The 17,893-nt window shown below is 47.7% G+C and carries 18 protein-coding genes and 1 riboswitch; of the genes, 4 read left to right on the top strand and 14 right to left on the bottom strand.

Going from position 1 to position 17,893, the window contains the following annotated elements; translation table 11 throughout:
* Window positions 1-145: 145 nt before the first annotated feature.
* The 5 genes from alsS to NFX39_RS04545 all read right to left on the bottom strand — a co-directional run bounded on the left by alsS (window position 146) and on the right by NFX39_RS04545 (window position 5,459).
* Window positions 146-1,831, bottom strand: coding sequence for an acetolactate synthase AlsS (gene alsS / locus NFX39_RS04565; protein WP_252443453.1), 1,686 nt, complete (start codon window positions 1,829-1,831; stop codon window positions 146-148).
* 67 nt (window positions 1,832-1,898) lie between these two features.
* The gene (gene budA / locus NFX39_RS04560) at window positions 1,899-2,606 is read right to left on the bottom strand and encodes an acetolactate decarboxylase (protein WP_252443451.1); all 708 of its coding nucleotides are present in this window, start codon (window positions 2,604-2,606) and stop codon (window positions 1,899-1,901) included.
* Between the two features lie 196 nt (window positions 2,607-2,802).
* A complete protein-coding gene (locus NFX39_RS04555) occupies window positions 2,803-3,219 on the bottom strand; it encodes a MarR family winged helix-turn-helix transcriptional regulator (protein ID WP_252443449.1) in 417 nt (138 codons plus the stop codon).
* A gap of 208 nt (window positions 3,220-3,427) precedes the next feature.
* Window positions 3,428-4,126 (bottom strand): thiaminase II, encoded by a 699-nt coding sequence (gene tenA / locus NFX39_RS04550; protein ID WP_252443447.1) that lies wholly within the window; start codon window positions 4,124-4,126, stop codon window positions 3,428-3,430.
* A gap of 83 nt (window positions 4,127-4,209) precedes the next feature.
* Window positions 4,210-4,302: riboswitch (TPP riboswitch) on the bottom strand.
* A gap of 107 nt (window positions 4,303-4,409) precedes the next feature.
* Entirely contained in the window at window positions 4,410-5,459 is a 1,050-nt protein-coding gene (locus NFX39_RS04545; RefSeq protein WP_252443445.1) for a YdcF family protein, read from the bottom strand.
* Window positions 5,460-5,733: 274 nt separating this feature from the next.
* On the opposite strand from NFX39_RS04545, the gene NFX39_RS04540 reads away from it, so the two are divergent.
* Genes NFX39_RS04540 through NFX39_RS04525 form a run of 4 tightly spaced genes read left to right on the top strand, consistent with a single transcriptional unit; the run spans window position 5,734 to window position 6,785 of the window.
* Entirely contained in the window at window positions 5,734-5,910 is a 177-nt protein-coding gene (locus NFX39_RS04540) for a hypothetical protein (protein ID WP_252443443.1), read from the top strand.
* Window positions 5,911-5,969: 59 nt separating this feature from the next.
* Window positions 5,970-6,236 (top strand): hypothetical protein, encoded by a 267-nt coding sequence (locus NFX39_RS04535; protein WP_252443441.1) that lies wholly within the window; start codon window positions 5,970-5,972, stop codon window positions 6,234-6,236.
* A 50-nt stretch (window positions 6,237-6,286) separates the two neighbouring features.
* Window positions 6,287-6,466 carry a hypothetical protein gene (locus tag NFX39_RS04530; protein ID WP_252443439.1) on the top strand — a complete coding sequence of 60 codons (180 nt, stop codon included), beginning with the start codon at window positions 6,287-6,289 and terminating at the stop codon, window positions 6,464-6,466.
* The gene (locus NFX39_RS04525; protein ID WP_252443437.1) at window positions 6,450-6,785 is read left to right on the top strand and encodes a hypothetical protein; all 336 of its coding nucleotides are present in this window, start codon (window positions 6,450-6,452) and stop codon (window positions 6,783-6,785) included. Before NFX39_RS04530 ends, NFX39_RS04525 begins: the two co-directional genes overlap by 17 nt.
* Before the next feature lie 47 nt (window positions 6,786-6,832).
* On the opposite strand, the gene NFX39_RS04520 is transcribed toward NFX39_RS04525, so the two are convergent.
* The 9 genes from NFX39_RS04520 to brnQ (NFX39_RS04480) form a co-directional block, all read right to left on the bottom strand.
* Window positions 6,833-7,678 carry a DUF1129 domain-containing protein gene (locus tag NFX39_RS04520; RefSeq protein ID WP_252443435.1) on the bottom strand — a complete coding sequence of 282 codons (846 nt, stop codon included), beginning with the start codon at window positions 7,676-7,678 and terminating at the stop codon, window positions 6,833-6,835.
* Entirely contained in the window at window positions 7,675-8,010 is a 336-nt protein-coding gene (locus NFX39_RS04515) for a PadR family transcriptional regulator (protein WP_252443433.1), read from the bottom strand. Before NFX39_RS04515 ends, NFX39_RS04520 begins: the two co-directional genes overlap by 4 nt.
* Before the next feature lie 106 nt (window positions 8,011-8,116).
* A complete protein-coding gene (locus NFX39_RS04510; RefSeq protein WP_252443431.1) occupies window positions 8,117-8,743 on the bottom strand; it encodes a response regulator transcription factor in 627 nt (208 codons plus the stop codon).
* Window positions 8,744-8,756: 13 nt separating this feature from the next.
* On the bottom strand, window positions 8,757-9,935 hold the full coding sequence (locus NFX39_RS04505) for a sensor histidine kinase (RefSeq protein ID WP_252443429.1): 1,179 nt from the start codon (window positions 9,933-9,935) through the stop codon (window positions 8,757-8,759).
* 73 nt (window positions 9,936-10,008) lie between these two features.
* Window positions 10,009-12,120, bottom strand: a complete 2,112-nt coding sequence (locus NFX39_RS04500; protein ID WP_252443427.1) for an MMPL family transporter — start codon at window positions 12,118-12,120, stop codon at window positions 10,009-10,011.
* A gap of 183 nt (window positions 12,121-12,303) precedes the next feature.
* Window positions 12,304-13,644 (bottom strand): branched-chain amino acid transport system II carrier protein, encoded by a 1,341-nt coding sequence (gene brnQ, locus NFX39_RS04495; RefSeq protein WP_252443425.1) that lies wholly within the window; start codon window positions 13,642-13,644, stop codon window positions 12,304-12,306.
* A gap of 375 nt (window positions 13,645-14,019) precedes the next feature.
* A complete protein-coding gene (locus NFX39_RS04490; RefSeq protein ID WP_252443423.1) occupies window positions 14,020-14,835 on the bottom strand; it encodes a MetQ/NlpA family ABC transporter substrate-binding protein in 816 nt (271 codons plus the stop codon).
* Between the two features lie 23 nt (window positions 14,836-14,858).
* A complete protein-coding gene (locus NFX39_RS04485) occupies window positions 14,859-16,004 on the bottom strand; it encodes a M20 metallopeptidase family protein (RefSeq protein ID WP_252443421.1) in 1,146 nt (381 codons plus the stop codon).
* A 466-nt stretch (window positions 16,005-16,470) separates the two neighbouring features.
* Window positions 16,471-17,802: a branched-chain amino acid transport system II carrier protein gene (gene brnQ / locus NFX39_RS04480; protein ID WP_252443419.1), complete on the bottom strand. Its 1,332-nt coding sequence runs from the start codon at window positions 17,800-17,802 to the stop codon at window positions 16,471-16,473.
* Window positions 17,803-17,893 lie beyond the last annotated feature (91 nt).

Here is a 17,893-nt window from a genome sequence, read left to right as displayed (position 1 = left end):
TCCTATGGTTACCACAGCCCGCCAATCTTTCAACTACTTATACAAAATAGAGCGACCAGTCGCGGTAGCGCCTGACTTTTATAAGGCAAAAACAAAAAGCCCGTCTCATAAAAGACGAGCTTTTTTGAATACAGATAATCAAAAATTATCCTTCTGATTCAATCAATTGTGAACCCAATTCGTAGTTGTGCGTGTAATCAACTGGCACGTCAACCACAACTGGACCTTCCGTTGCGAAGGCTTCGTCCAAGACCTTGTTCAATTCAGCTGGTGAATCAACGCGGAGACCCTTGGCACCGAAACTTTCGGCGTACTTCACAAGGTCGATGTTACCGAACTTAACACCGGCAGATTCCCCATTGTACTTCATTTCTTCTTGGAACTTCACCATGTCGTAGTGACCGTTATCGTTCCAGACAATGTGGACCGTGTTCAAGTTCAAACGGACGGCCGTTTCCAATTCCATGGCTGAGAAGAAGAATCCTCCGTCACCAGAAACAGATACGGACTTGGCGTTTGGGCGAACCATGGCGGCCGTCATGGCCCATGGCAAACCAACACCAAGCGTTTGCATACCGTTTGAGATCAAGAAGTGACGCGCCACGTATGACTTGAAGTGGCGGGCCATCCAGATGTAGTGGGAACCGATGTCCGTTGAGACCGTCATGTCATCCGTTACGTGGGCTTGGATGGCTTCCACAACGTCCAATGGGTGGTTTAAGTTTTCCTGTGCTGGCGTGTAAGTTGGTTCTGAAGCGGCCTTCAAGTCCGCCTTCATTTCCTTCAAGACAGCTTGTCCAGCGGCTGGAATTTCGTATCCCTTGATGTCTTCGGCCAAGAGGTTCAAGCTTTGCGCCAGGTCTCCGACCAACTGACGCTTAGGCACGTAGTTGTTGTCGATTTCAACGGCAACCGTGTCCAAGGCCACGATGTTCAACGTGTTTTCCTTGTTCCAGTTACGTGGTTCGTATTCGATGGCGTCGTAACCAACCGTGATGACGAGGTCAGACTTAGACAACAACTTGTCTCCGGTCTGGTTACGGAACAAACCGATACGACCGAAGTACGTTTCTTCTTCCAAGTCGCGGGAGATCACCCCTGCCCCTTGGAACGTTTCAACAACTGGCAACTTGGTGTCACCGAGGAGTGAGTGAAGCGCTTCGACAGTAGCGTCGTCAGAACCGCGGGCTCCGACGAGCAAGACTGGCAATTCAGCGTTCTTGATTTGGTCAGCCAACCACTTCAAGTCCGCAAGGGAAGCAGGACCTTGTTGTGCGGCTGGCACTTCAGGCAAGGCATCGCAAGTTACAGGCGCGTCGTCCACGTCCTGTGGCAATGAAACGAAGGCAGCCCCCTTCTTTGGACCGTTAGCGGCCGCAAAGGCGTTCGCGATGATTTCTGAGATGTTGTTGGCGTCTTGGATTTCGGCGCTGTAGTTCGTGATGGACTTGAACAAAGCGGCTGAGTCCGTTGACTGGTGCGTCAAACGGTTCAAATCCTTACGTGGAACCTGACCACCGATGGCCAAAACGGCGTCGTTTTCGGCTGAAGCCGTCATCAAACCAGTGACCAAGTTTCCAACACCAGGTCCGGACGTTGCGACAACGACACCGGTCTTACCCGTGATGCGTGAGAAGGCCTGGGCCATGAAGGCCGCGTTTTGTTCGTGACGAGCAACGAGCAACTTTGGCGTCTTTTGACCAGCTTGTGGGTGGTCGAAGCGTTCAAACAAACGGTCGATCTTTGCACCAGGAATTCCGAAGACGATGTCAACGTCGTGGTTAATCAATGACTGGGTGACGATATCGGCACCAAATTTTTGTTCTGACATAAGTATACATATTGAGCAACGCTTTGTTACGATGCTCTTCCTTTCGTTTAGTGGGTTTGAAAATGAATTATGATTCCGCTGCGTGGATGGCCGCGTTCAAGTGGTCCAACTGCGTGAGGTCAGCGGCTCGGTAGTCCGCGTTTTCCGCTGGCAAACGGAGGTCGAGGCCAGAAAGCATCTGAACCGAAACCTTCACGTGCTTCAACTTAGCGCCCAGTACGTGGCCACCGAAGTCGTGGGCGTTAGACAAGTAGTGCTGGTGGAAGCCAGGCACTGCGGCACCCTGGAACAGCTTTGGTGAGTAGTAACCCACCATGATACCGTCCGTGTCCGTCGTGTCGAAGACGTTTTGGCCCTCGGCAATCTGGCTCAGGCTTGGCCATGGGCGCGTGGACTTGTTGGCCGAACGCGTTTGAACGGCGTCGAAGTCCCCTTCAATTTTAAAGGCGAAGAACAGGCTCTTTGTCTTCACTTCCTTGACGATTTCGTCCTGGAGTTCCTTCAAGGTAATGTCTTCGTATTCCTTCAAGAACTCGAAGTCACCCTTGTGCACGTTACCGAAGGCGATTGGAAAGTCAGGCCCGACCTCGTGAACTTGGCCCTCGCCATCAATCTGGTAAGCAACCCCGTCAATGATGATCAACTCACCATCGACACCTTCACCGGTACCGATTCCAAAATCACCGGCTGACAGAACGTCTTTCGTGCTAACAAAGCCGTCCAAGAGGCTTTCAACCAGCATCTGCATCGTCCCGAATTGAACTACTTGATTCATTTTCTCCCCCCCTGCTTATTGTTTTCGTGAATCTTGATAAACCGCGTCGTGTGTCGCACAGTTTATGCCGCCTTGTCCTGCCAAATTTTAAGCAAAAGAAAAAGGCGCAATTTCGGTCAACCAAGTTTACCTAAAAAATTTACGCCTTTTTTCTCGTATTGTCAATATTGTTAAAAAATGTTTTTGATTTTAATTTTTAAAAAGATTTCAAATAGTTGTCCACCATGTCGTCCAGGGTGGCCTTCCAGTCCCCGTCGTGCTTGTTCAGCAGCGCGTCAATCTTTTGGCTCTGGTCCTGGTTGAGCGCTTCAATCATCTGCTTCCCTTCCTTTGTTAGGATGAGATCCTTGACCCGTGGATCCTCCTTTGACGGCTTTGTGACGATGAGCTGACGCTCTTCCAAGTCCTTCAAAGCCTTGATGAAGCCCTGCTTGGTCATCTTCATGATCTGCAGAAGCTTCTTAATCGTTGGCTGGCTCAACTGGCTCACCAAAAAGAGAATCCGGTGCTGCGTCTTTGAAATTTTGTAGTTGGCAAAGTCGATGTTTTGCGAGAACTCCTGGTAAGCGAAGTAAATCAGCGCAATGTTGGACTCTTTAATCTTTTTTGTCATGGTGTTACCTATATAAAAATCGGAAATTTGTACCTGTTTAGTCTAACACTTCTTTTTGAAACTGTCGCAAATAAAAAAGCACCCGCCATCTCTGGAGGTGCCTTGAATCGTGTGCTGTTTCAAAGGCCGGGTCGGGTTGGACTTTGACGGTAGCCTTAGACTCAACCGACCTCCTAGCCCGTAAACCAGGCGCGTCGAAAGCTTTGAATTAAGCCATTTCCTTCCGTGCGGCTTCCAAGACGTCCTTAAACTTCCAGTCCTCTTGGTAGTAGGCTTGTTCCCAGAACTGCCATTCGAGTTCGCAGGTCTTCAAGAAGAGCTGGCTCGCTTCGGCCAATTCTTCCTTCGTGGCCGTTTCTGCCAATTCGTCGATGAACTTGAACGTTGGGCCGGCGTAGTTTTCTTCGTTCATGTAGAAGTCCAAAACCGGCTTGTATGGGTTGTTTGTCATGTCGATGTCGGAGTTCAAGATGTGCTTCGTGAATTCCAAGTACGTCCATGGCGTTGGTGCAAAGGCGGCCAACAAGTACAAGAAGTTACCAGACAAAACGGCCTGGTCCAAGTGGGCTTCGTACAAGTATGCCTTTGGTGATGGGATGGCGTCCTTCATGTCTTCCATCTTCACGCCGGCTTGTTCACAGAACGTGTCATAAGCGTCACATTCCGCGTCCAAAATAACTTCGATGATGCCCCAGAAGAAACGAATCTGTTCGTCGTTCTTGCTCATGCGAAGCGCTGAGGCCCAGACTTCACGCAACTTCTTCAAAAACAGGTAATCCTGTTGGACATAGGTGATCAACGCTTCCTTTGGAAGGTCGCCCTTTGCCAATCCTTCAACGAATGGGTGCGCGTTAATCGCATCCATGATTGGTGTTGCCTGCTTCTGCAGTTGTTCTGAAAATTTCATACTTCCTCCGTCTGTCCAACGGTTAGCCGCAAAAAAGCACTTTCCGCGATTAACAGAAAGTGCTTACACTGAATCCATATTAAAAAGATCAAGTGACCACGTTCCTACGCTAGTATTAACTAGAATCAGGTTCAATGGGTATCATCTCAGCCATTTTGGCACCCCAGTGGACAAATATAATTTATTTTGTAGCCTTGCTACGGTTATTAAATTACCATGCTTTGCTTAGAACTGTCAACGCGTGTTTTTTAAGAGACATTGCGCGTGACTGTTGTTTCGTATTTTAACTGAAGAAAACGCTCAAGTTTAGTAACAATACCAGGCCAATCAAGACGGCGTGAAACTTCTTGTGGCGAAGCAAGATCGCGATGTACTCGCGAATCAAGGCGTTTGGCAGGAAGTACTTGCTCGTCTTTGATCCAACACCATCAATGTTCAGACCAACCGCACGGGCGAACCCGGCGGCACGGAACACGTGGTAGTCGTTGGTCGTAAAGATTCCGGCCTGTGGGTTTAAGCCAGCCTCTTCGATGACCAGCTTTGAAAAGGACATGTTTTGGTAAGTGTTCTTGGATTGGTCGTCCACGAGGATGTCGTCTTCTGAAACACCGTGGTCCAAAGCGTATTGTTTCATCGCAACACCTTCGGGCAGCTTTTCGTCACCACCCTGCCCTCCGGACATGATGATTTTCAGATGCTTCCCCGACTTGGCCAGTTGCTTTCTTTGAAAGTCAATGGCGGCTTTGATTCGAGAACCGAGCAACGGTGAGATAATCTTGCCCTCAATCAAGCCTGATCCAAGCACAATGGCGTAATCCTTGTCGTACTTTGGGTGAACAACCTTCGTCAAAACGTATGATGTCATGAAGGTCAACACCCAGAAAATGGCGTACAGGAGCAAGAAGGAGTACGTGTTTTGCAAGTACGTCAGAATCTTACTGTGTGGCCACCATCCCTTCGTCACGGAGAAGAAGACGGGAACGATGATCAAGACGGCACCAATTCCAAGCGTCAACACGTTTCCGAGGGAGTGGCTCTCGCGACGCCAGACGATAATCCCGTTCCAGATGAACAAATAAGCCGCCGTCAGCATGAACAAGATAACGGGTAGCGCCAGAATAATCAAGATAATCGCGTAGGCCAAACCGAGGCTCGCGTTGTTAATCTCGATGATGAGCGCCGTTAGCGCAACGAAGTACGCGATGATGGTCGTGTTCACCGCCATCCCCGACAGCAAGCGGTACCGGTTCTTCTTAATCAAGAAGTAGTCACCGACCGTGAGCAGGACCGCCGGAATGAGCGTGAACAGAAAAATGGAATGCAAAAATGGCATGAACGTTCTCCTTTAAGCAGTAAAGACTGCTTTCTTGGCTACTATTGTATCATTGAAAGCCACGTTGTGGTGAGGATGAATGATGAGATGGTGGAATTCATGTGGGGGTTGGTATGTGTTTTTTAGCTGTGATTTGGCTGCACTGTTAATTAGCAATATCTCCCTCTAATATTACGTATTTGAATAATATTCTGCTTTAAAATAAAGTCCAACAAAGCCCGTCATATCGGCGTATACTGCCATTAGAAAATACTAGCCGAAAGGATCATTCAAAATGGATATGCCAAAAATAAAACACCAAATAAACATTGATGCAAATTCAAACTATGATGATTTCAGCCGTGCTGAACTCGAAAAAGAACTTGCTGATTTTTGTCGCAAGCAACCAGTCTATAAAACAATCTCAACAGAGGAAGAACTAAAAGATTGGTTTAATGAAGAAGATTGGTAGTTCATACACGATTACTCCAATTTTTTGTCACAACTAACAATTGAATACAGGGGGTAAGGATGGACTCACCAAATATCGCAACAATCAAAGTTAGTAAGCATATTAATGACAAAGCTTCAGACGTTTTAGCCGATTTTGGGATGTCGACCAGAACAGCTGTCAACCATTTCTTAGAGTCGATTATCGAGACTCGCACAGTTCCTGCTGGAATTGTCGCTAAACAAAAAATAATCGACGATGGTGTTGATCGATTGGTAGAACTCATTCCCATAGGGAAGCCAATCGAAACAAAGGAAGAACTTTGGGAGTGGCTGAAGGACGCTTAACTCCAGATAACTATCACACGACCAAATATTGAACAGAAAGGACTCAAACAATGGACGTATCAAATACAATGACAAATCCTGCTTTAGTTGAAAGCACTGAAACCCGAAGCGCCGATGAATGGAAGGCTATTGAAGAATGGCTTGCGGAATACTGTCGAAGAACCCCTGCTTACAGAGTTATCGATACAGAAGAAGACTTGAAAGCGTGGCTAGATGAAGAAGATTGGTGATGTTATAAGTGCATTTGTAACTTTCGAAGAAGGATCTGGTGGTAAGCGACGACCTGCACTTGTCATTGTTGCTGATACTTTTCATTTCATGACTTATAAGATAACCAGCCAATACTTCACTAAGTCTGCTCACATTCGAAGCAATTTCTTTGAATTAACAGATTGGCAAGAAGCTGGATTAAACAATAAGTCCTATGTTGATACCGGTCGTATTATTAAAGTAGAGAGGTATCTTAACAGCTCGCCAATTTATCGCATTGGAACAATTAGTAAAAAAGACCTTCATCAACTGTTACTTTTCCTAAAGAAAACTGCCTAAAAACAAAAAAGCCCGCCCTTCCTGAGCCGGCTTTTTTATTTACATCATTAATCTTTCTTATCCATCTTCTTCACCGTGAACACTGTGTACACGTTAAAGATGATTAATACGACGAGCACGATTCCTGCTAACGTGAGGCGGCCTGCCTTTGACAACAAGAGCCCTTCCAAGATTGGCAAACGCGTCAGGATACCAATCACCGCAGAGATGACGACGAAGAACAGGATGGGACGCCAAATGTGACTTTCCTCTTTCTTCTCCTGCTTGCGGACAAAAATCGTCACGCCAATCAGCACTAGAATGATCACGAAGATTCCCACTGTGCTATCCAAGTTCAACTTAGCGGGCGTGTGTACCCACATGTTGATGAATGTCACTGGTGCCAACAAAGCAATCGCCCCCGTAAAGGTCATCACTTTCTTTGCCCAGGAAGGAATCGTTGACTTCTTGAAAAAGTAAATCGTACGTCCGATCAAGTTCAACACAAGAATCGCCACGAGGCTCAAGTACAACCCGGAAAGGATGAAGGCACCTAAGTCCAGTGGCTTTCCCGGCACAATCAAATCGGGCACAAGATTGAAGGCGAAGTATGCCCCAATCCCGTATAAGAAGAGCTTTGCCCCTTCAGCCAAGCGGCTCGGCGTTGCGGCTAACATCTTGTCAGCCACAAACTTCGGATCCGTACCGAAATAATCCGCGGCTGATTGCCCGTTCTTCTGGGCCTCTAAAATGTCTTGGAGGATGGAAAAGAGTTGCTCTTCCGTGGTGTGTTCTTCCTTAAAAATGCTCTGTGAACGCACGTAGAGCAAGAAGTCCGTGTAGAACGCGTCGTTTTCTTCGTTCAAAGCGCCGCGCAGTTCGTTGTTTTGTTCAATCAGTTCTTCTGTTGTCATGCTTTTACTTCTTTCGTTAAGTTGCTCATGGCAGAGACAAGGTAGCCCCACTGGTCTAAGAATTCCTGCTTGGCAAGCAATCCCTCTTTTGTGGTGGCGTAGTATTTACGGGAAGGGCCGTCCGGGGATGGCCGGCTTTCACTTGCAATCAAGCCGCGCTTTTCCATCGACGTGAGCAAGGGGTAAATGGTCCCCTTCGGCACCTGTTGCAATCCGACGGCGTTCAGTCGTTGCCCAATGCCGTAGCCATAATCGGCCTCTTCGGCCAGCAGTATCAGCAGGATGCCCTGTAAAAAGCCCTTTAAAAGCTGGCTAGATACCTTATGTTCCATCGAACACCTCCCCTTTCTTTTGAATACAATGAGTATATCGAAAGCTAACTAGTTTGTAAAGCATACTAGTTAAAATAAAAAAAACCGGCCCGGTACGGGGCCGACTTTAGCGGTTTAGTAAATCGTGTTTGAAAGCGTAGGCCACCGCTTCGGAGCGGGAGGATACGCCGAGTTTGTTGTAGATTTGCGTGAGCACGTTTTTGACTGTTCGCTCTGAGACGTAGAGTGATTCGGCAATCTCTTTGTTTCGATAGCCGTCAATCAGTAATTGTAGTACCTTCTGTTCTCGATCCGACAGCTCGATGGCAGGCAGGCTTTGTTTCTTTGCATTAAATGCTTTGCTGGCCATTTCGGTTGAAAGCACCAAGTTACCAGCCAAAACCTGATCAATCGTACTCAGGATTTTCTTACTATCCGTGTTCTTTAAAAGAAAGGATTTAGCACCTAGTTGTACCATTTCTTGCACCACTTCGTCAGAATCAAAAGTGGTCAAAACAATCACAGGTACCTCGGCATAATGCTTCGAAATTTCCTGCATAACCGTCAAGCCGTCCGTTTTCGGCATCTTGATGTCCAGCAAGACAAGCCCAAACGGGCCATCGTTTTGTAATTGAATGAGGGCTTCTGATCCATTTGCGGCTTCTTGAACATCAAAGTCCGGTCGCGCCGATTCGAGAATCAGTTTGAGCCCTTCCCGAACGATCATGTGATCGTCTACAATCAGTACTTTCATAACTTAACTTTCATCACTTAGGCAACCGAATAATGACGGTTGTCCCTTCTCCAATCGTACTTTGTACCTCTAGTGTACCATCTAATTTCAATACGCGTTCACGCATTCCCTTCATTCCGAAGTGATGTTTTTTAGCGCTACCTCGGTCAACGTCAAAGCCACCACCAAAATCAATAATTTCGATGTTTCGATACAGTTCATCTTCGTTAAACTTCAATAAGGCAAAATCGGAATGACTGTGTTTGACGACGTTCATTAACCCTTCCGAAATCAACTTCAAGATACTGTCCACTTCGTTTCCACGTATCTCTGGTTCTTTTTCATAACTAAGTTGGACGTTTAAGGAATAATTTAAATAAAAAGTCTTGGTTAAAACCTTCAAACGATTCTGGAATTGCAAAGATTGACCGGATTCTTCCCGCATCTTTGACACGACGTCCCGTGAAGAAACAAGAGTTTCTTTCGATAGGCGATTTGCCTTTTCCACGATTCCTACTGCGCTGTCAAAGTCGCCTTCTTCCAATTTCTGGTTTAAAACATCCAACAACATCGAAAGGCCGGTCATATCCTGTAGCAGTGTGTCGTGTAGGTCTCTTGCAATCCGCTCACGTTCCCGGTCAGTTGAGAGTTGGTCAACCTGGTTATAGGCTAATTGAAGCTCAGCGTTTGAGTGTTGCAACTCACTCAATTGCTGTAAGCTTCTTTGATAGCTTCTGACAAACAAAAAGACGATTAACAACATTAAAACGGCCACCTCTATGAAAAATAAGATGAAACCGAAATTGCTTTTCTGAATGAGGAAAGCTAAAAAGACGAGAATGAAAAGCGCAATGGCCGAAAGGTTCGCCCACTTGTAATGATCAAAAATAATCGATTGGATAATTAAAATGGGCGAAATGGTGAGGAGCAGCACGCCGGAACCTGTTCCGTGTATGATGTACATCATCATTAGCAGCATCAGAATTTGTGCGGTCATACTCCATTGACGTGCCATCACCTTTTGAAAAATCAGGGCAATCAGGATACATTGAACAGCAGTAACAAAAATGATGAAACCAATTTTTGAAAGCGACAATGTCTGAAAGTCGACATATAAAGCAAGTGCTACTCCCAATAGAATCCAAAGGATAAAAATGGGCCGGAGACCAAGCAAGGTTTCTCGTTGTAATCGGCTCGTATTTTCCTGTGACATAAAACTTCTCTTTCTAACTAAAATAAATATGTACAAAAGGCTAGCCATCAGGCTAGTCCTTTTTTGAATTAACTTAATCGACGTTCAATTCTGGCAAAATCTTATCCAACCACTTAGGCAAGTACCAGTTGGCCCTTCCAAAGAGCGCAATGGCAGCGGGAACAATGATCATCCGAACGATTAGGGCATCAAAGAGAACACCAAACGTAAAGGATAATCCAATGGATTTAATGATTCCTTCTGGCGAGAAGATGAACCCGGCGAAAACGGAAGCCATGATGGCAATGGCCGCAAAGACAACCGTCCCGTTTTCCTTCAAACCAACAATCACTGAGTGACTCGTGTCCTTAGTTCGATTATACTCTTCGCGAATTCGGCTCACTAAGAAGATTTCATAATCCATGGCAAGTCCGAACATGATTCCAATCACCAAAACCGGCATAAAGGCTAGCAAAGATGACTTTGAAGGGATCTGGAAGAAGTCCAACAGATTGCCGTCTTGAACAATCCAGACGACGGCTCCCAACGTTGCACAGAGGGAAAGACCGAATCCGGCAACGGCGATAAACGGAATCAAGAGTGAGCGGAAGGCCATCATCAAGAGAACGAAAGCAAAGGCGATGATTAAAATGGCAAACTTTGGAATAGCTGACGCGATGGCATCACTGACATCAACGTTAACGGCCGTCATTCCAGTAACAAGCAATTCACTTTGCGTTTGACTCTGGTTCAAATCACGAATCTGAGTGACCAACTTCTTGGTTTTCGGGTCGTTCGCATCCGTCTTCGGCGTCACGGCCAACATGAAGTACTTACCTGACTTTCCAGGCATTGCTGGTGTCACGTTGCTTACGTTATCCACCTTCTTGATTTCTTCACCGGCTTTGTTTGCCTTCGTCATGTCGTCCGTTTTAGCAAGGACAATCAACGTAGCGTTAACACCGTCGCCGTATCCATCCTTCATCATATCGTAGGCACGACGTTCTGTTTGTTCTGGTGATTTTTCACCATCATTCGGAAGTCCGAGGTTGATGTGAGCAACTGGCAAGGCAATCAGCATCAATGCCGCAACGGCTAAGAACATGGCCTTGATCCGGTGCTTGACGATTAAACGACCAAATCCTCCTGGTTTTTGGAACTTAGCAAAACGCTTTAAGAAACGGTTTTTCTTTTGGCCCGTCACCTTCTTACCCAATAAGGAAAGAATAGCAGGCACCAAAGTCAGTGACATCAATACGGCGAAGAAAACACCGATGGCCGCTGCGATTCCCATTGATGCCAAGAAATCAATCTTCAAGACAACCATCGCTGCCATGGCTACCATCACGGTCGCTCCGGCAAAGACCACTGAAACACCAGCGGTCGACAAGGATTTTTGCATTGCTGCTTGACGTTCCTTACCGGAACCGATTTCTTGACGGTAACGTGAAATAATAAAGAGTGCGTAGTCAATTCCAACCGCCAGTCCCATCATTCCAACCAATGCGGATGAAGTTTGGGGAATGTCCATGACGTTTGTCAAAAGCATGACAATCATCATTGAAACGGCCAAGCCAATGAGGGCTGACAAAATCGGAAGACCAGCAACCAACAAAGATGCGAACGTGATTGCCAAAACAAAGAAAGCAACGACGATTCCGACAACTTCAGTCGATTCGCTTTGCTGAACTTCTGAGAACGTCACGTTTCCAGAAAGTTCCGTTTGAATCTTAGCATCACGAGTAATGCTCAACTGCTTCTTTACACGGTTAATTTCCGTTTCGGAAACATCTTCGCTCTTCTGATCATAGGTCACGTTTGCGTAGGCCGTCTTCATGTCGGCACTATAATTACGCAAGATGTCTGGCCCCATCACGGAAGCCACGTGCTTTTGCCCTTGAAGGTTTTGCAAAAGCTCATGGATCTTTTCTTGGTTCTGCGCGGAAGTTAACTCTTCCCCGTTTTCACTGTGAAAGACTACTTTGATGGTTCCCTTTGAAGAATCTGTTTGCGAGAACTCTTTTCCCATCACCGAGAGCGCTTTTTGCGACTGAGAATTTGACAGGCTCAACGAAGCCCCCGCAAAATTTGATCCCTGATGTAGCGCTAGTCCGATAATGATGGCGGTCATCGCCACGACAATAGTAATCGTCGCTTTAGCGTGGTTAAAGATCCAACCAGCCAAACGACCAAGTAATTTACCCATGTTTTTCTCCTTTGTAATGAATTACAAATACTACTATAGCGAGTTTAAAGGAACGTTTGTCAGGCTGACGGGCAGCCTTTTCTTGCCCTTTTGGGCAAGGCTTTTCAAAAACGATTTTCGATTCATTCCAAAATAAAAAAGCCGGCCCGGTACGGGTCCGACTTTGACAGTCAAAATGTCTTTTTACTTAGCAGTCAAACGTTGAACAAACTTGTAGGCAAATGCTGCGACAACACCCAGCACGGCGGGCAATATCCAACCAAATCCGTGAGCGGCCAACGGCACCACCTCGTGGTAGTAAGCAACGGGCGTTGCAACGAAACTCAGTTCCTTCAACGGAGATCCAGCCAAGGCGTCCAAGAACGCTGGCACCGTTACGGCTGCGACCACGAAGCGGTACAAAACGGCGTCCTGCTTCACCCACTTGTTCAAGACACCGAGGAAAGTCAACACCAAAACATATGGATACAGGAGCAAGAGGACTGGTACCGACCAGGTGATGATGTTTGTTAAGCCGGCGTTGGCTGACACAAAGGCACCGACGGCGATGACACGGAGCCAGAACAAGTAAGAAACCTTAGGGAAAACGCGGTGCAAGTCTTGAGCGAAGGAAACGAAAAGCCCCATGGCGGTCGTGAAAACGGCCAGCGTCACGACAACACCGGTGGCCAGGATACCGACGTTTCCGGCGTAGTGCGTGATGATCTGCGAGAAGGCTGCCCCACCGTTTGGCGCAGCAGACATCGTTCCAAGGGATGATACGCCGAGGAGAACCACGGCCACGTAGATTGCGGATTCGACCAAGATGGCCACAAGTCCAGACTTGGCCAAAACGGCTGGTACGTTCTTGTCCGAGAATCCAAGTGCACGTACGGCGTAAACCACTGAAACGGCCAACGCGAGCAAGGCCATTCCATCCATTGTGTCATAACCATCTAAGACTCCTTGGAAGGAAGCATGTGTTTGGTAGGCGGCGGCTGCGTGCTGGTGCAAGTCACCCATTGGCAGGACGAGGCCCGCAACTAAAATCAAAGCCAAGAGTCCTAAGAAAAGTGGGTTCAGGTACTTACCAACCCACTTCATCAAGTTGGATTCCTTAACAGTCAGGAAGTAAGCCAAGCCAAAGAAGACGGCTGAGAACAAGAACATGGCCAACTGCTGGTACTGGGCCGGCACCAATGGCGCCACTCCCATCTCGTAGGCCGTGGCGGCCGTACGTGGTGTACCGATTGTTGGACCGATGGTGAAGTGGATGGCTACGAGAACCACTGTTCCGAACCATGGTGCGACGGGCTTTGCGATGTCATAAACCGAGTTGGATCGCGTCAGCGCAACGGCGAGCATGGCGAGGAATGGCAGGACGGCACCCGTCAACAGGAAGCCCGCGACGGCTGGCAGCCAGTTGCTACCGGACATCTGCCCTAATTGGACCGGGAAAATCAAATTTCCGGCTCCGAAGAACATGCCGAAGATCAATGAGGCCACCAAGAATAATTGCTTAGTGGATAGCTTTTGTTTTTCCATATTGAAAAACTCCTTTACGATTTCAATTTTAAGCTTTTTTCAAACAAAAAAGACCAGCTACGTGAATGTACGTAGCTGGTCTTCGAAAACCTCTTCATCAGCTACCTACCCGAATGGGATAGGCAGCTCAAAACATCAGCACCTATCCCTATGGAATAATAATGCTGATAATAATGGCTTGGTTGTTTTGCAATGAATTAGTCATTTGATTTCTCACTTAATTTGATACTTATATTAAAACATGATGAGAATCTAAAAGCAAGCTTTCATTTTATTTTTTTTGGATTGAATCGGACTGACACCTGCGAAAAGACAAATAAAAAGCCGGCCCAGGGCAGCGCCCTCGGGACCGACTTTTACAGCTAACACGTCCTATTAATTTGAAGTAACCCAGTATCCATCGTCGTTATGCTTTGCGAGATATTTTTTGAATTCGTCTGACTGGCAGGCCTTCTTGATTGCCTTCGCCCAGTCCTTATCCTTGTTCGAACGATTAACCGTAGCCACGAGGTAGTAGTCATCGCTAATCTTTTCCTTCAGCACCATCTCCTTGGCCGGCACCTTCGCGGCGTAAGCCACGGAACCTGGCAGAATCACAAAGGCGAAGTCGCTTCGAACCCGCGGAATCGTTGAGGAATCGATTTCCTTAAAGACAAGTCCCTTCGGATTAGAACTGATGTCCTTTTGCGTCAGTGTGACGGGATTAGCGTCCTTATCAATCGTAATCAACCCGTTCTCGGCCAGAATGCGGTAAGCCCGTGCCTGGTTTGACGGATCATTTGGAATGGCAATTTCATCGCCGTACGACAAATCTTCCAACGAGCTCTTTGTCCCTGGGTATAGTCCCATCGGCACCGTTGGAATCTTCACGAGGCCTTCCAGGTTAGCCTTCTTTTCCTTGTTAAAGTTCTTGAGATAGGCCGTGTGCTGGTCGACGTTTAAATCCGCTTCCTTGTTATCAAGCGCGATATCCGCGTTCAGCAAGTTACTGAAGGACTTTGTTTTAACGGTATAGCCCTCCTTTTCCAGAATTGGCTTCACGCCGTTGATGAAGAGTTCGCTATATGGTCCCGGAGCGGTGGCTACCGTAATGACCTGTCCTTGCTTGTGCCCCTTTGGCGCAAAGGAAAAGTAGCCTAAAACGAGTACGACAAGAGCGGCGACCGTCCAAATGACATGCTTCTTTTTCATTGTTCTTTCTCCTAATCTTTTTATCACTGTCCATTCGCTAATTTCTTAGATAGGACGTTCAATGTTTCGGTGTACCAGGCTGCAGCTGTCTTCAGTGCTTCGTCATCAACCGTTAAATCGGAATGGTGCAGGCCCGAAGGTGAACCCGACCCAATTTCCGCAAAAATCGCTGGTACTTGCTTTGTGTAGTAGGCGAAGTCTTCGCCACCGGCAGAGGCTGGCCGTTTAACAACGGTCATTTTCGAAGCCAGCGTTTCTCGGACACTTTGAACGAGTGCCCCGTCGTTTTCGAGAACGGGCGGACCGGCAATCCAGTCAATCGTTACGTCAATGCCCATTGCTTCAGCCTGCAATTCAACTAGCTGGTAGAAGCGCTTCTTTGCTTGTTCACGGTCCTTTTCATCAAAGGTACGAAGCGTTCCTTCAAAGAACAGCTCGTCCGGCATCACGTTCCAGGAAGCGCCGCCTTCCACGTGCGTCACGGATAATACAGCGGGATGGAGCGGATCGATGTTTCGTGACACGATACTCTGCAAGCCTGTTACCATCTGCGCCATGCCTAAAATGACGTCGGTGTTTTGGTTCGGGTGAGCGGCGTGACCGCCATTTCCGTGTAAGGTGACCTTGAACTGATCAACCGCGGCGTTACGGGCCCCCGCTTCAATGACTAAGCTACCCGCTTCCAATTCCGGCATGTTGTGGTACCCAACGATGTACTGCACGTCATCAAGCACGCCAGCGTTCAAGACTTGCTCGGCCCCGAGGTGAACTTCCTCCGCCGGTTGGAAAATCAGGCGAACGCGAACCGTCAAGGCATCTTTTCCCTGCGCGATTCCTTCCGCTGCCGCCAGTAAACTCGTCGCGTGCAGGTCGTGTCCGCAAGCGTGCATGACACCGTCAATCTCGGATGCATAGGCTAAGCCCGTCTTTTCGAGGATGGGCAAGGCGTCGATGTCCGCCCGGAGCGCCACCATTGGCGCATCTTTTGGTCCGATGTCGGCGATGACGCCAGTCTTCATTTCCTTTGGCGTTTTGATTTCATACCCGAGCTTTTCGAGGCGTGCTTTTATAAGTGCACTTGTCTCGAATTCCTGAAAGGAAAGCTCCGGGTGTTGGTGTAGTTCGTGACGGAACGCCTTTAAATCGTCCCACTGTTTTTCTGATAACATGTCTATTTCTCCATAAAAAAGCCAGTCTTTCAGTACGATCCATACTGAAAAACTGGCAATAAAAAGAGAATTCGGGATTCACTCATCGCATCCGCAATCAATATGAACGTCAAAAAGACACCTCAGTAAGGAGCTAATCAATCGTTCATATTGGAATCAGATTGCTAGCTCAATTACTTTGAGCAGCAACAGTTCATTTGCGTGAATGCCATATTGTGAATTTCCTTTCGTGTTAAGTTGATTCTATCTTAGCATGCCATTTTATTCTGTCAAGGGAATGTGGCTGGCCCAGTCCAACCCGACCCTGCCCCATTTGCCGCCACTTCACCATCCGAATGGTGAAAGAGAAAACTGCCTACCAATACGGTTAGCTCCCTCTGTTCAGCATTCCCCGACACAAAAGCAAGCAAAAAGCCGGCCCAGGGCAGCGCCCTCGGGACCGACTTTTACGTAATATGAAGTCTCATTACTTCTTGATGAAACGGTTGTAGAGAATGGCCATTAATGCTCCAAGCAAAGCTGGCGCCGTCCATCCGAACCCTTCCGCCGCAAGCGGAATGATTGCCTGGTAGGCGTTTCCAATCGTCTTTACAATTCCCATGGAAGCCATTGGGGATGCCAACAAACCGTCCAGGAAGGCGGGAATGGCGATGAAAGCCATCACGAAACGGTACATCACCTTGTCCTGCTTCACCCACTTGTTCAAAACGGCCAAGACCGTCAAGGCCAATGAGAATGGGTAAATAATCAAGAGCACTGGCGTTGAGAACGCGATGATTTTCGTCAAACCAGCGTTTGCCGTGATGAAGGAACCGATACAAGTGATGCGCAACCAAGTCATGTATGAAACCTTTGGGAACACACGGTGCAAGTCCTGGGCAAAGGAAGCGGAAAGGCCCATGGCAGACGTGAACACGGCCAGGGTAACGACAACGGCCGTTGCCAAGATACCAACGTTTCCAGTGTAGTGGTTAATGACGTTTGAAAGCGCCGTTCCACCGTTATCAGAAACGCCCATGATACCGAGTGATGAAACACCCAGCAAGGCCGTGGCGATGTAGATGATGGATTCCAGCAAGATGGCGTAGAGCCCTGACTTAGCCAAGAGCTTTGGCACCTGCTTGTCTGAGAAGCCCATGTTCTTTACGGCGTAAACAACGGAAACGGAGAAGGCTAGCAATGCCAAACAGTCCATCGTGTTATACCCTTCCAAGATTCCTTCGAAGGCGGCCTGTGAGTTGTAAGCACCGGAAACGTGTTGGTTCAAGTCACCCATCGGCATTATCAAAGCCAAAATCAAGATAATGGCCAGCAAGATTAAGAAGGCTGGGTTCAAGTACTTACCAACCCACTTCATCAAGTTCGATTCCTTAATGGTGAGCAGGTAAATCATCCAGAAGAAGATTCCGGAGAAGATCAACATGGCCAATTGCTGGTAGCCGGCTGGAACCAAGGGTGCGATTCCCATTGAGAAGGCCGTTGCGGCTGTACGTGGTGTGGCAAACAGAGGACCGAGCGAGAAATGAATGGCCACAACCATGATGGTGGCAAACCAAGGGGCGACGGGCTTTGCGATGTCCAAAACGGAATGGGAGCGCGTCAATGACATCCCGAGCATGGCCAAGTATGGCAGCAGGGCGCCGGTTAACAGGAAGCCCAAAACGGCTGGCACCCAGTGTCCCCCTGAAAGCTGTCCCATTTGAACTGGGAAGATCAGGTTTCCGGCCCCGAAGAAGAGTCCGAAAATCAGTGATGTGATCAGTAGGATTTGGCTCCTACTCGCTTGTTTCTCTTGCATAAGTGTTCTCCTTTTTTCTTAAAAAAGACGTTATCCCACAAAAAAAGCCAGTTGCATCAGCAACTGGCCTTGTCATTTGACTTCATCAGCT

Origin of the sequence: Fructobacillus apis (genome assembly GCF_023893635.1) — a bacterium.
GTDB lineage: Bacteria > Bacillota > Bacilli > Lactobacillales > Lactobacillaceae > Fructobacillus > Fructobacillus apis.
This window is presented reverse-complemented; position numbering and strand designations above follow the sequence as displayed.